Here is a 13,998-nt window from a genome sequence, read left to right on the forward strand (position 1 = left end):
CAAGGACGGCCCAGACCCGCAGCGACGAGCGGCGTGTCCTGGACATCGTGACCGAGGGATCGCCCGGCACGACGCTCGACCTCGGCCTCCTGGTCCAGACCCCGGTCTGGAAGCCCACCTGGCGCCTGCTCCTGGATGGTCCGGCCGCGCGCATCCAGGGCTGGGCCGTGGTCGACAACCGCACCGGCCATGATTGGCAGGGCGTGCAGCTCACCCTCGTGGACGGTGATGCCGACACCCTGCGCCAGGAGCTTGCCCGTACCTGGTTCGTGGAGCGCCCGACCGTGCCGGTGCTGCCAGACGGCGGTGTGGGGCCGATGGCACGTGAGTTCGGTGCGGAGCGCGGCGCAAAGGTCGCTGCGCTGGCAGCGCCGGAACTTATGAACGACGAGGGTCGGGCGCTGTCGTCCGAGGCGGCGCCCGTCATGGAAGCCACCGGCACCGAATCGGACCTCGCGACCACCTTCACCATCGACGGCAGGCTGGACGTGGCGGATGACGGCAGCCTGATGGTGCCGCTGCTCTACCGGCCGGTTCCGGCCGAGAGGATCGCCTTCGTGCCGGGGAGCGGTACCGGGGGTGCGCCGCAAAGCGCCATCCGCCTGACCAACGATACCGGCCAGACCTTGCCCAGCGGCATCGTGACGGTGATGGACACGACGGGCGGACCGGCCCCGACCCATGTCGGCGATGCGGTGCTGCCCACGATCCCGCAAGGGTCCCAGCGTCGGCTGGCGTTCGGGGCGGACCGCAAGATCAGCTACGCGATCGACCAGGACGATACCCGCGAGGTGCGCACGCTGGCGCTGGCAGACGGCGTCCTGACCCTTACCGTCGCGGAGCGGCAGGCCCGCCGCTGGGCCTTCAGGAGCGATGACGACCAGCCCCGCCAGCTGGAGGTGGAGGCCTGGGTGCCGGCCGGCGCACAACCGGTCGCACCCGCCGACCCGCGGCGCGACGGCAGCCTCTGGTACGTGACGGGCGAGCTTCCCGCGCGCGGCGAGACCTCGCTCGAGCTCGTGACCGAGCTGCCGATCGAGGAACGCTTCGTGCTGTCGCCCGACGAGACCCTCGACACGATCCTGGCAGCGCGCGGGCTCACCATTCCCGATTCCTGGAGAGCCAGGCTTGCCGAGATCGGTGCCCTGGCCGCACGCCGTGCCGATGCGGAACGCCGGCTCGCCCAGCTCGCGGAGGAGCGGGCGGGCATCGTGGCGGAGCAGGAGCGGGTCCGGGCCAATCTCGAATCGGTGAGCGAGGCCGGACCGTTGCGGGAACGCTGGCTGACCGAGCTCGGCAGCCAGGAGGATCGCCTGGCGGCGATCGAGCAGGAGCGGCGCCAGGTGGTGGTGCAGCGCGACGAGGCTGCCGCCGCCTTGCGCGCGGTGGTGACGGAGCTGCGTCGATGAGTACCTCTAGCAAGGCCGAGAAGCCCGACCGCATGGCGCTCGCGCGCGATGCGCTGGCCGACAGCGACGTGTTCGGCTCGCTGTACGACGAGGACATCGAGAAGCTGGTGCCGCTGGGCCGGCTGGTCCACGTGCCGGCCGGGCGCATGATCTTCCAGAAGGGCGACCGGGCCGACTGCCTGATGATCGTCGTGTCCGGCCGAATCCGGATCGGCACGGTCGGGCTGGACGGCCGCGAGGTCATGCTCAACCTGGTCGAGAACGGGGAAGTATTCGGCGAGATCGGCGTGCTCGACGGCAAGCACCGTTCGGCCGATGCCGCCGCCTTGAGCGACTGCGAGCTGTTCGTGCTGGACCGCGCCCGGGTGATGGAGTTCCTGGAGGGCCATCCGCACACGGCGATCCGACTGATCGGCATCCTGTGCGAGCGCCTGCGCCACTCGACCGAGCTGATCGAGGACACGATGCTGCTGGGCATGGAGCAGCGCGTGGCGAAGACCTTGCTCCGGATCGGCCGGCGCTACGGGATCGAACGCAACGGCGTCGTCCGCATCGAGAACGGCCTCAGCCAGCGCGACCTTGGCTCGTTCGCCGGCCTTGCCCGCGAAAACGTCAACCGCCAGATGCGCTCGTTCAAGGAGCGTGGCCTGATCGAGGTCGACCACGGCGTGATCATCCTCAAGAACGTGCGGGCCCTGCAGGCGATCGCCGCCCCCACGGGTGACCGGGTCGGCTGACCCGGCCGGTCGGAACCCGGTCCCTCATAGGCGGTTCCCGGTCCATGAGTGCGGCAAGGCACAGATATGCCCGGCCGCGATCTTCATGTGGATGGGAGTACAGACATGCGGGCGCTGCGATGGCATGCGCGGAACGACATCCGCTGCGATACCGTTCCCGATCCCAAGATCGAGCATCCCCGCGATGCTGTCATCAAGGTCACGACCTGCGCCATCTGCGGCTCTGACCTCCATCTGTTCGACGGCTTCATGCCCGGCATGGAATCCGGCGACATCATGGGCCACGAGTTCATGGGTGAGGTCATCGACGTCGGCTCGGAGGCCAAGAGCGCGCTGAAGGTCGGCGACCGGATCGTCGTGCCGTTCACGATCATCTGCGGCGAGTGCGACCAGTGCAAGCGCGGCAACTTCTCGGTCTGCGAGCGCTCCAACCGCAACAAGAACATCGCGGACAAGCTGTTCGGTCATACGACCGCCGGTCTGTTCGGCTACACGCACCTCACCGGCGGCTACCCGGGCGGTCAGGCCGAGTACGTCCGCGTGCCCTTTGCCGACAAGACGCACGTGAAGGTGCCGAGCAGCCTGACCGACGAACAGGTCCTGTTCCTGGGCGACATCTTCCCGACCGGCTGGCAGGCGGCGGTCGCGTGCGACATTGAGCCGACCGACACGGTGGCCATCTGGGGTGCCGGTCCAGTCGGCCAGTTCGCCATCCGCAGCGCCGTCCTTCTCGGCGCGAAACAAGTCGTAGCGATCGACAACGTGCCCGAGCGCCTGGACATGGCGAAGGCGGGTGGTGCGATCACCATCAACTTCGACAATGAGAGCGTGGTCGAGCGGCTGAACGAGCTGACCCAGGGCAAGGGCCCGGAGAAGTGCATCGACGCCGTCGGCATGGAGGCGCATGCCACCGCCACGATCGATTCGATGTACGACCGCGCCAAGCAGGCGGTGATGCTGGAAAGCGACCGACCGCACGTGTTGCGCGAGATGATGTATGTGTGCCGCCCGGCCGGCATCCTGTCGATCCCGGGCGTTTATGGCGGGCTGATCGACAAGGTCCCGTTCGGCATGGTCATGAACAAGGGCCTGACCATCCGCACCGGCCAGACGCACGTGAACCGCTGGACCGACGACCTCCTGCGCCGCATCGAGGAGGGTCAGATCGACCCGAGCTTCGTGATCACCCACACGGTCGGCCTCGAGCAGGGCCCTGAGATGTACAAGACGTTCCGCGAGAAGCAGGACGGCTGCATCAAGGTCGTGCTCAAGCCCTGAGGAGCATCGCCATGACCAACCACTATGTCTCGTCGTCATCGACGCATGCGCTGGCCCAGGGACTGGGATGGTTCAGCATCGGCCTGGGGCTGGCTCAACTATTGGCCCCGCGCCGGCTGGCCACGTCCCTTGGGATGGATGAGCATAGCGGCCTGATCCAGGCCTATGGCGCGCGCGAGATCGCGACCGGCATCGGGATCCTCACCCAGAGCGACCCGACGCCCTGGATCTGGGGCCGGGTCGGCGGCGACGTGCTCGACCTCGCCACCCTGGCCGCAGCCGTTCCGAACAATCCGAGGAAGGGCAACGCCCTGATGGCGATGATGGCGGTCGCCGGCGTCGCCGCCCTCGACGTCATCTGCGCCCAGGAACTTGCCGCCCATCGGCAGGACCAGCAGCGCCGCCGGACTTACCGGGACTACAGCAACCGGAGCGGGATGCCGCGGCCCATCGCCGAGATGCGCGGTGCCGCCCGCGACTTCGAGGTGCCCAAGGACATGCGGATCCCCGAGCTGCTGCGTCCCTGGACGAGCGGCAACCCGGTCCCGAACGACAACAGGGCCGCGTCATCGTCGGAGACGACGACCAGCACCGGCGTCACCGTGGGGCAGCCGTCACCGTCCGGCCTGAAGCCGCAGCTTTCCAGCGCCCAGACGGTGAAGACCGCCCATCAGACGGTGACGTAGGGCCGCCAGTAGTCGGCCGACTGCTTCAGCGCCTCGATCACCGTGCTGTCGGTCGGCTCGCGCTCGCGGAACGAGAACTCGAAGACCAGCTCGTTGTCCTTGCCGCCGCCACGCCGGATCGCTTCTAAGAGCGGCTCCGGCGTGATGCGGCCCTTGGCATTGTTCTCAGGGGTGAATGGCCGGTGGCCGCCCTTGTCCATCGAGCTCTGCTTGATGTGGATCACCGGGCTGTCGGCCGCCAGCGCCTCGGCGATGGCATAGGGCTCGTAGTCGCGCGGATCCTTCGACGTGATGTCGCCATGGTCGATGTCCGCGCAGATCTTGAAGGGCAGCGGCATGTCCTTCTCGACCAGGGCCTGGATGCGCCTGGTTTCCGGTAGAGTGTGACCGAACTCGCGCCGGATCGACATGTGCTCCCACATCAGGAACGAGAGCCCGCGGTCCTTGGCGACGTGGGCAAGGTCGCGCCAGTCGCCGATGACGCGCTCCAGAACCGCCGCACGCCGGCTCTCGTCGGCGTCGTCGGCATAGGTCATGATCGCAAGCAGCGTGCCGGTGCCTCGCGCGCCCAGGTCCGCTGAGATCTCGATCCACGTCTTCAGCCAGTTCTTCCACCATGCCCGCACATCCGGGTCGGGATGGCCGATATGGTTGACGCGGGTATAGGCCCCGGAGAAGGTGGTAGTGATCGTGGCGCCGTTCTTCTCGAGCGCCTGGACGTAGCGGCGGACGAAGCTCGCCTGCAGGGCGGCCGGCCAGGCCGGGTCCAGGAACTCGGGCGTGAGCTGGATGCGGCTCATGCCGATCTCCTGCGCGATCGTCCCGACCAGCGCTTCGGGCTCGACGATCCGGTTGATGGCGAAGTTCGTGTTCAGTCCCAGCGTGTAGCCCATCCTGCCTCTCCCGCCGCGACCGGACATGGCGTCCGGCGTCGATCTCGCCGCCTCGATGGACCAATGACGTTCGTGCGGCAAGCGCGGCTGGCTGTTGCCAAACGAGTCCCGCGATCCAAGCTTGACAGTACGCGTTTGCGAATACCTCATGTGCGAAAGCGAGCATTAGCTCGCCACATGAGAAAACGTTACAGGGTTGGGCTTTCGGCGAGATGGCCAGTAGTTTGACCGCAACCAGCCGCGCCTCCGGCAGGCGTTCCTGGCTGCCAAGATGGCTCACCGCCGAATCCGCATTCGGGTGGCTCATTCCTGTCGTGGCACTCCTGCTGGTGTTCGGCGTCTATCCGTTGCTCTACAGCGTCTGGCTGAGCTTGCAGGAGCGGTCGCGGGCAACCCGGCAGTTCGAGTTCGTCGGCTTGAAGCAATGGGCGCAGGCGCTGGCTGATTCGAGGACCTGGGATTCCTTCCAGGTCACCCTCACCTACACGCTGGGCTGCCTGGCCATTCAGGTCGTGCTCGGCATGGCGATCGCGCTGCTGCTCGACACCGACCGGCGCGGCTACGGCCTGCTGCGCTCCCTGATGACCCTGCCGCTCGTGGTGCCCCCGGCGGTCACGGGCTTGATGTTCCTCCTCATGGAGGACGCGCAGTTCGGGGTGCTGTCCTATTATCTGAAGCTGTTCGGCATCATCGACCCGAGCAACCCGCTGCTGGCCAACAGCAGCACGGCGTTACTCGGCGTCATGATCGCCGACATCTGGCAGTGGACGCCCTTCATGGTGCTGATCTTCATGGCTGGGCTGCGCGCCTTGCCGAAGGAGCCCTACGAGGCAGCGGCCATCGATGGCGCCTCGGCGATCCAGGCCTTCCGGATGATCACCTTGCCCCTTCTGGGCCGCGTGATCGCGGTGGCCGTCCTGATCCGCTCGATCGACCTGTTCCGCATCTACGACTACATCTACGTGATGACCAGCGGCGGCCCCGGCACGGACACCGAAACCCTTTCCTTCTATGCCGGCCGACTGTTTACCCTGGCGAACTTTCCTTATGCGGCGACGCTGGCCCTGCTGGTCCTCATCTCGCTGAACGTGATCGCCTCGATCTTCATCAAGATCTTCAAGGTGCGGTTCTGATGCGACCCAACCCTGCCCTCGGCATCCTGCGCGACGTGTGCGCCTGGGTGATCGTGCTGCTGTTCGTGTTCCCGATCTTCTGGTGGATCCTGGCCTCGTTCAAACCCTACACGGCCATCTTCAACACCACGCCGGTCTATTGGGGATTCGAGCCGACCCTGGACAACTATCGGGTGACGCTGGGCGGGGTGAACCGTCTGGCTCTGGTGACCGACGAGGGTGCGGCGGGAACGGTCGCCGGCGGTGGCAGCTCGTACTATTCGATCCCCTCCATCATCGACAGCGTGATCGTCGCGGTGGGCTCCACCGCGATCGCGATCGTGCTCGCGACCCTGTGCGCCTACGGCCTGTCCCGCTTCAAGTTTCGCGGCCAGCAGTCGTTCGTGTTCTGGATCCTGTCCCAGCGCATGATGCCGCCGATCGCGATCGCTATCCCGATCTTCTTCATGTTCCGCGACATGGGCCTGCGCGACACCCATGTCGGCCTGATCCTGGCGCACACCCTGATCAACCTGCCGATCGCGGTCCTGTTGATGAAGAGCTTCCTGGACGACGTGCCGGTCGATCTCGACCAGCAGGCCATGATCGACGGGGCCACACGCTGGCAGACCTTCTGGCTTGTCGTGATGCCGCTGGTCAAAGGCGGGCTCGCAGCCACCGCCGTGCTGTGCTTCATCTTCTCCTGGACCGAGTTCCTGCTGAGCCTGCAGCTCACCAACCAGATCCGCACGATCCCGGTGAAGATCTCGACCTTCGTCACATCGACCGGCACCGAATGGGGCTTCATCACCGCCCTTGGCAGCGCAGCCCTGGTGCCAAGTTTCATCTTCATCATCCTGGTGCAAAAGCACCTGGTGCGCGGGCTAACGCTCGGCTCGCTGAAGGACTGACGAGCGATTGCTGCATCGGGAAGCCATTCGACGAATTTCATGGGAGGCAGAAAGATGAGTTTCAGAGAGCACGACCGGAAGACGTTCATCGCCGACACGTGCGGCGACTTCGCCGCGCGGCGGATCAGCAAGCGCGATTTCATCCGCAAGCTGGGCATTGCCGGCGTCGGCCTGTCCGGCTTCGGCGCCGCGATGCTGGGCGGCGGCCGGCCCTTCCGTGGCCTCGACTTCGGCAACCCGGCCTTCGCGCAGGCGGGCCCCGACGAGGCGATGATGCAGTGGCTGTCCGAGGTCGGTAAGGCCTATTCGGGCACCACCATCCGCTACACGTCCGAGGCGACGCCGCCCACGATCGTGGCGAACCAGCTGGCCAAGGAAGAGTTCACCAAGGCCACCGGCATCAACGTCGAGATCGAGATCGTGCCGCTGGAGCAGGTGCTGCAGAAGGCGACCCTGGACATCCAGGGCCAGCTCGGCACCTACGACCTGTATTATCTCGACCAGTCCTGGATGGCGACGTTCTCCGAGGACATGGAAAACCCACGCGAATATTACGACGCGCATCCCGACGTCGCGATGCCGATGTTCGACTGGGACGACTTCAGCAAGCCGCTCCTCGACGGCATCTCGATGTTCGACGGCAAGCTGGTCTCGATCCCTTTCGACATCCCGATCTTCATCCTGATGTATCGTCGTGACCTCTACGAGAAGCACGGCCTGAAGGTCCCGACCGACCTCAACGAGTACATGGCCAACGTGAAGGCCATCCAGGCGGCCGAGCAGAGCAACGGCATCTACGGCACGACCGGCCAGCTCCGCTCCGGCCACTACAGCCTGGAATGCGACTGGACCGCGTGGCTCTGGGGCAATGGCGGCTCGATCTACGACAAGAACGGGATGTTCTCGGGCGGCGACGAGCAGGGCATCAAGGGCCTGGAGTACCTGGCGGAGATCGCCAAGAACTGCCCGCCGGGTGCCTTGACCTGGACCTGGGACGGCGAAGGCCAGTCGGTGGCGCAGGGTCTGGCCGGCCAGGTCATCACCTGGGGCGAGTACTTCCCGAGCTTCGACGGCGCCAACAGCAAGGTCGTCGGCCTGATGGAGGCGGCACCTCCGCCCAAGGCCATCTCGCTGCGCTCGCCCGCCGATGCGGGCTTCAACGAGATCCCGAACGTCGGCCACCAGGGCGGCTCCGGCCTCGGCCTGTCGAAGTACTCGCAGAACCAAGAAGCGGCCTTCATCTTCATGCAGTGGGCCTGTTCCAAGGACGTGGTCGGCCGTGGTGCGGTCCTGGGCGGCGGCGCCTCGCCGGTTCGCCTCTCGGCCTTCACCGACCCGCGCACCCTTGCCGCAGCGAAGGTGGGTCCGGGCACGACCCGGCACTTCCCGGCGGTCGAGACCACCATCAACACGATGATGGGCTCCGAGCCGGACTTCCCGGCCTGGGCGGAACTGTCGAACAACACGATCCCGGTCGAGCTCGGCAAGTTCCTGAACGGCCAGTTCAAGAGCCCGCAGGAATGCATGGCGGCGATCAAGCCGGTGGCCGACGAGATGGCGGCGCCGTTCCGCAAGACCTGATCTCCAGCATCAGGTCCGTTCCTCATGGTGGCGGGGCAGCGATGCCCCGCCGCTTCGTCTGAAGCAGGGGATCCCTTCGCGACCATGACCGACCCCCTCGTCCTCGGCATCGACAGCAGCACCACCGCGACCAAGGCGATCGCCTGGGACCAGCACGGACAGGTCGTGGTCGAGGGACGCGCGCGCGTGCCGATGTCCACGCCAAGGCCGGGCTATTTCGAGCAGGGCCCCCAGGACTGGTGGGCGTCCGCGGTGACGGCCATCTGCCAGGTGACGGCAGCGGTCGATCCCGATCGTATCCAGGCCCTCTCGATCGCCAACCAGCGCGAGACCTTCGCGGTCCTGGACGCCGACGGCAACGCCGTCCGCCCCGGCATCCTGTGGCTGGACGAACGCTCGGGCGACGATGTCCGCATCCTGGCCGAGCGGCACGGGATCGCGCGGATCCGGCAGATCACCGGCAAGACACCGGACCCCACGCCGGCGATCTACGGCCTGTCCTGGCTGCAGCGCAACGAGCCGGAAACGCTTCGTCGCACGGCGCATGTCGTCGAGGTTCATGGCTATCTCGTCTTCCGCCTGACCGGCCAGGCCGCCACTTCGCGGGCCAGCGCCGACCCGCTCGGCGTCTACGACATGGAGGCGGACCGCTACGCGGACGAGTTGCTGGCGCCGCTGGGCCTGGGACCGGACCGATTCTTCACCGCGAACCGTCCCGGGACCGTGATCGGCGAGGTCTCTGCCGAGACGGCCGAGGCCACGGGCCTGCGGGCGGGCACGAAGGTCGTGGCCGGCGGCGGCGACGGTCAGGCCGGCGGCCTTGGTTGCGGCGTCATCGAGACCGGGCGCGCCTACTGCAATCTCGGCACGGCCACCGTCTCCGGCGTGTGGGCCAGCCGCTACATGGTCGACCCCGGCTGGCGGACGATGAGCTCGGTCTCCGGCGAGGGCTTCATCAACGAGCTCTGCCTGCGCACCGGCACCTACCTCACCGACTGGTTCGTCAACAACCTGTTCGGTCTTGATGGTGTCGCCGACCCGCAGGCTTACGCCCGCCTGGAAGCCGAGGCTGCCGCCTTGCCGGTAGGCTCGGACGGGCTGCTGCTCACGCCATGGTGGCTCGGCAGCATGACGCCCTACTGGGACAACGACGCGCGCGGCACCATGATCGGCCTCTCCGCCGAGCATGGCCGCGGCCATTTCTACCGCGCCAAGATGGAAGGCATCGCGCTGGAGCAGGCACTCGGCATCGGAAAGATCGAGGCGGCCCTGGGCACGTCCGTCACCGAGATCGTGGCGATCGGCGGCGGCTCCCGTTCCGACCTCTGGTGCCAGATCCTGGCCGATTCGATCGGGCGGCCGGTGCTTCGCTCCTCGACCGTCGAGGCGTCCAGCCTGGGCGCCGGCATCTGCGCGGCCATGGGTGCCGGCTGGTTCGGCGACATGAAGTCGGCCGTGGGTTCGATGGCCGGCCGGATCGAGCGCAGGATCGAGCCCGACGCTGCGCGCCATGCGCGCTATGGCGAGTTGCTTGCGCTGTTCGAACGCCTGTATCCGCAACTGCGTGCGATCTACGCCGATCTGGCGGCCTTCAAGCAAAAAGGATCCCGACGTTGACCACCGGAGCCGATCCGCTCATCCAGGAGTTCGTGGCAGGCCGCTACGTCGACCGGACCACCGGCCGGCACATCCCGTGCAGCATCCAGAAGGTCGTGACGGTCGAGAGCACGGCCGGCATGGAGGCGGAGCTTCTCGCCGGCCTGAACCTTGGCGAGCGCCTGGGCATCGTCGCCGACGAGAACACCTGGGACGTGCTCGGCAAGCGGGTCCAGGCGGCGATCCCGAACGCCGAGCCGATCCTGCTGGAACATCCCAAGGCCGACGAGAAGAACGCGGCGATCCTGAAGGAGAAGTCCCGCCACGTGGACGGTCTGGTGGCGGTGGGCTCCGGCACCATCAACGACCTCTGCAAGTATGTGACCTTTGCCGATGGCCGCGGCTGCGCCGTGTTCGGCACGGCCCCGTCGATGAACGGCTACGTCACCTCGACCGCATCGATCACGCGCGAGGGCTACAAGCTCAGCCTCAAGAGCCATGCGCCGCGCGGCGTGTTCTATGACCTGTCGGTGCTGGCGGCCGCTCCTGTGCGAATGATCCGTGCTGGCTTCGGCGATGCGGTGTGCCGCAGTTCGGCCCAGGTCGACTGGCTCCTGTCCCACCGGCTGCTGGGCACGACCTACGAGCAGGGCCCGTTCGACATCCAGGCTCCCTACGAGCCGGTCCTGCTGGAGCGCGCCGAGGGCCTGGTGAAGGGCGACCTCGCGGCGATGCGGGCCCTTACCGACATGCTGACGCTGGGTGGCTTCGGGGTGCTGTTTACCCATACCAGCCATTCCGGCTCGATGGCCGAGCACTCGATCAGCCACTACATCGACATGTTCGCGAACCCTCACCCGCGCACGCTGCATGGCGAGCAGGTCGGCGTGGCCACGCTCACCGCCACCCGGATGCAGGCGAAGATCCTGGCGATGGAGACCCTGCCCCCGCTCCAGGTCCGCCGGATCGACGACGCGGCGATCCGGGAGCGGCATGGTGCCTCCGGCGACGAGATGGTGAAGGTGGCGCACGCCAAGGCGTTCGATGCCGAGCGGACCCGGGCCATGAACGAGCGGCTGGCCGCCGAGTGGCCGGCCCTGCGCGCGGAACTGCTGGGGATCATGGTGCCCCTGGACAAGCTGCTGATGGCCTATGTCGATTCGGGCACGCCCACCACGGCCGCGGGCCTGGGCATCGATCCTTGCTTCTACCGGCAGGCCGTGCTCAACGCCCGCGACGTCCGGGACCGCTGGTCGATCCTGGACCTGGCAGGCGATCTCGGCCTTCTTGCCGAGTTCGCCGAGAACGAGGGGTAGCATGGCGACGGTCCTGATCCTGGGTGCTGGCGTGATGGGCAGCGCGTTCAGCCTGCCCCTGGCGGATGCCGGTCACGACGTCCGCCTGGTCGGCACGCCACTCGATGCAGCGACCATCGATTCGCTGAAGCAGAGCGGGATCCACCCCCGCCTGAACGCACCGCTGCCGACAGGCGTGCGCGCCTTCCACCATCACGAACTGGCCAGCGCCCTTTCGGACGAGGTCGAGCTGGTCGTGATCGGGGTCAGCACGGCCGGCGTGCACTGGGCGATCGACCTCCTGAAGCCTGCCATGCCCGGCCCGCGTCCGATCATGATGCTGACCAAGGGTCTCGATGCCGACGGCCAGAACATCCGGCCGCTGACCGATCCGGTCGGCGAGGCCCTGAAGTCGCCCACCGGCGGCGTGGGCGGCCCCTGCATCGCGGGCGAGCTGGCCGTCCGGCGCGACACCTCGGTCGTGTTCGCCCATCCCGAGGAAGCCACCCTGCGCCGCCTCCTCGACCTCGTGAACGTGCCCTACTACCACGCCCGCGGCTCGCGCGACGTGGTCGGCACGGAAGTCTGCGCGGCGCTCAAGAACTTCTATGCGCTGGGCATCGGGGCGGCGACCGGCATGCTCGACCAGCACGGCCAGGCCGAGAACGGTGCCTTGATGCACAACATCGCGGCCGGCCTGTTCGCCCAGGCTCTCCTCGAGCTCAAGCAGATCAATGCCCTGGTAGGCGGCAGCGACGCCTCCGTGCACGGCCTGGCCGGCACCGGCGACCTCTATGTCACGGTCCAGGGCGGCCGGAACAGCCGGATGGGCCGCCTGCTCGGTGCCGGCTGGCTCTACAGCAAGGCCAAGGCCGAGAAGATGAAGGACGACACGGTGGAGGGTGCCGAGCTGGCGCTCTCGGCCGGGCCGACCCTGGAGCGCATGATGGACGATGGTGCGCTTGCGAAGCAGCAAATGCCCCTCACATCTGCTATCATCGACGCGATTCGCCGGGATCACGAGTTTGCCGTCGACTGGCAGCGATTCCATTACGGGCATTGAGGAGAGCATCATGAGCAAGGTCGTGATCGGCGCGGACAATCTGGGCCTGCCGCTGAAGGACGTCCTGGTCGAGCACCTGAAGTCCAAGGGCCATGAGGTCGTAGACATCGGCACCAACACCAGCGATCCGGTCGACTATCCCGGTGTCGGCCGCCGCTTGGCAGAAAAGGTCGCCGCCGGCGAGTTCGAGCGCGGCATCCTGGTCTGCGGCACCGGTGCGGGCATGGCGATCGTCGCCAACAAGGTGCCGGGCGTGCGCGCGGTCTGCGTGACCGATCCCTACACGGCCGAGCGGGCGATCGCGTCCAACAACGCCCAGGTCATCACCATGGGCGCCCAGATCACCGGCCCCTCGGTCGCGAAGATGCTGGCCGACATCTATCTCGCCAACGAGTTCCAGGCCGAGCGCTCGGGCAAGAAGGTCGCGCAGATCAACGAGATCGATGCGGAAATGCGCAAGGCCGGCTGATCCGGCACCGCACCCTATGTCGTGGACGGGCGCCTTCGGGCGCCCGTCTGCTTTTCCGGCAAGGAGTCATCTGCAGCACTGTGCGGGGGCTCGGCAGGCGCGATCAGTTTCGCATGGGCTGATCGAGCAGCGATCAGGCCGCCGCACGGATCCCATCCAGGCTCAACGTTCATCACTCGCCGATCTGCGCCCCGTCACCGTCTGCCCCGGATTCTGCGTTGTCCTCGGCGGCATCGACATCGTCCGCCGATATCCGCACAGATTCGAACATCCAGATCATCATTCGCACGTCATCCATGTGAGAATCGCGTGCGATTCCTGCAGGTCCCGGCACTTTCCGTCTCGCCGCTCCCCGCTTTTGCTGTCACGTTCGGCGGCGTCGACGCTGGCGAACGACATCGCCTGCCCTGCCGGTCCCATGATCGGCAGTGGCAACGTCGACCACGTGCTTGCAAGCCTGTCGGTGTGGGACCTCTGTCGGGTATGATGCGGTGGGTCCTGCACTGGTCTTCGGGTGATGGCTCGGGCTCGTGCGGATGAACCTCATGCGGAGGTGCGTGTGCCCTACAAGATCGATCCGGCGGTCGACCGCCAGTACATCGAGGAAATGCGGAAGAATCCGATCGGCGCGCACAGCCCCGGCCTGCAGCGGGTGCTGAACAGCCTGCGCACCGACAAGAGCGGCCGCCAGGTCATCCTGGTGGTGTTGAAGCCGTTCGAGAAATGGGTCCTGGGCGAGATGCCGCCCGACCGCCGCGACCCCATCAGGATCGAGGACGGCCCGGTCTTCACCAGCCGCGAGGAAGCGGAGTGGGAGATCTTCCGCCGGCGCTGGCACGAGCGCACCGGCGAGAACATCAACCTGCCCTTCCGGGACTAGGAGCAGCTCCGATCGCGTTTGCACGAACGAACCCGGGCAACGCGATTTTGCATGAACGAACCCAAGCCGCCTTCGGCCCATCAAGAGA

At 66.9% G+C, this 13,998-nt stretch carries 13 protein-coding genes; 12 read left to right on the forward strand and 1 reads right to left on the reverse strand.

Annotation, left to right across the window (positions count from 1 at the left end):
* The 4 genes from VHL31_RS15825 to VHL31_RS15840 form a co-directional block, all read left to right on the forward strand.
* On the forward strand, positions 1 to 1,409 hold a 1,409-nt coding region (locus VHL31_RS15825; protein WP_329662195.1), incomplete at its 5' end, for a DUF4139 domain-containing protein.
* Entirely contained in the window at positions 1,406 to 2,146 is a 741-nt protein-coding gene (locus VHL31_RS15830; RefSeq protein ID WP_329662196.1) for a Crp/Fnr family transcriptional regulator, read from the forward strand. The genes VHL31_RS15825 and VHL31_RS15830, both read left to right, overlap by 4 nt.
* A 105-nt stretch (positions 2,147 to 2,251) precedes the next feature.
* Positions 2,252 to 3,424: a zinc-dependent alcohol dehydrogenase gene (locus VHL31_RS15835; protein WP_329662197.1), complete on the forward strand. Its 1,173-nt coding sequence runs from the start codon at positions 2,252 to 2,254 to the stop codon at positions 3,422 to 3,424.
* 11 nt (positions 3,425 to 3,435) lie between these two features.
* On the forward strand, positions 3,436 to 4,110 hold the full coding sequence (locus VHL31_RS15840; protein WP_329662198.1) for a DUF4267 domain-containing protein: 675 nt from the start codon (positions 3,436 to 3,438) through the stop codon (positions 4,108 to 4,110).
* On the opposite strand, the gene VHL31_RS15845 is transcribed toward VHL31_RS15840, so the two are convergent.
* The gene (locus VHL31_RS15845; RefSeq protein WP_329662199.1) at positions 4,095 to 5,003 is read right to left on the reverse strand and encodes a sugar phosphate isomerase/epimerase family protein; all 909 of its coding nucleotides are present in this window, start codon (positions 5,001 to 5,003) and stop codon (positions 4,095 to 4,097) included. The two genes, VHL31_RS15840 and VHL31_RS15845, sit on opposite strands and share 16 nt — an antisense overlap.
* Before the next feature lie 314 nt (positions 5,004 to 5,317).
* Between VHL31_RS15845 and VHL31_RS15850 the strand changes: the two genes are divergently transcribed.
* From VHL31_RS15850 to VHL31_RS15885, 8 genes are all read left to right on the forward strand, one after another.
* Positions 5,318 to 6,136 carry a sugar ABC transporter permease gene (locus VHL31_RS15850; RefSeq protein ID WP_329662200.1) on the forward strand — a complete coding sequence of 273 codons (819 nt, stop codon included), beginning with the start codon at positions 5,318 to 5,320 and terminating at the stop codon, positions 6,134 to 6,136.
* On the forward strand, positions 6,136 to 7,026 hold the full coding sequence (locus VHL31_RS15855) for a carbohydrate ABC transporter permease (RefSeq protein WP_329662201.1): 891 nt from the start codon (positions 6,136 to 6,138) through the stop codon (positions 7,024 to 7,026). The genes VHL31_RS15850 and VHL31_RS15855 overlap by 1 nt, the downstream gene beginning before the upstream one ends.
* Positions 7,027 to 7,080: 54 nt before the next feature.
* Positions 7,081 to 8,607: an ABC transporter substrate-binding protein gene (locus tag VHL31_RS15860; RefSeq protein ID WP_329662202.1), complete on the forward strand. Its 1,527-nt coding sequence runs from the start codon at positions 7,081 to 7,083 to the stop codon at positions 8,605 to 8,607.
* A gap of 84 nt (positions 8,608 to 8,691) precedes the next feature.
* A complete protein-coding gene (locus VHL31_RS15865) occupies positions 8,692 to 10,224 on the forward strand; it encodes an FGGY-family carbohydrate kinase (protein WP_329662203.1) in 1,533 nt (510 codons plus the stop codon).
* Entirely contained in the window at positions 10,221 to 11,519 is a 1,299-nt protein-coding gene (locus VHL31_RS15870) for an iron-containing alcohol dehydrogenase (protein WP_329662204.1), read from the forward strand. The genes VHL31_RS15865 and VHL31_RS15870 overlap by 4 nt, the downstream gene beginning before the upstream one ends.
* 1 nt (position 11,520) lies before the next feature.
* Positions 11,521 to 12,561 (forward strand): 2-dehydropantoate 2-reductase N-terminal domain-containing protein, encoded by a 1,041-nt coding sequence (locus VHL31_RS15875; RefSeq protein ID WP_329662205.1) that lies wholly within the window; start codon positions 11,521 to 11,523, stop codon positions 12,559 to 12,561.
* Positions 12,562 to 12,571: 10 nt separating this feature from the next.
* Positions 12,572 to 13,030, forward strand: a complete 459-nt coding sequence (locus VHL31_RS15880) for an RpiB/LacA/LacB family sugar-phosphate isomerase (RefSeq protein ID WP_329662206.1) — start codon at positions 12,572 to 12,574, stop codon at positions 13,028 to 13,030.
* A gap of 559 nt (positions 13,031 to 13,589) precedes the next feature.
* The gene (locus VHL31_RS15885) at positions 13,590 to 13,910 is read left to right on the forward strand and encodes a hypothetical protein (RefSeq protein ID WP_329662207.1); all 321 of its coding nucleotides are present in this window, start codon (positions 13,590 to 13,592) and stop codon (positions 13,908 to 13,910) included.
* Positions 13,911 to 13,998 lie beyond the last annotated feature (88 nt).

The organism is Geminicoccus sp. (genome assembly GCF_036263595.1).
Taxonomy (GTDB): Bacteria; Pseudomonadota; Alphaproteobacteria; order Geminicoccales; family Geminicoccaceae; genus Geminicoccus.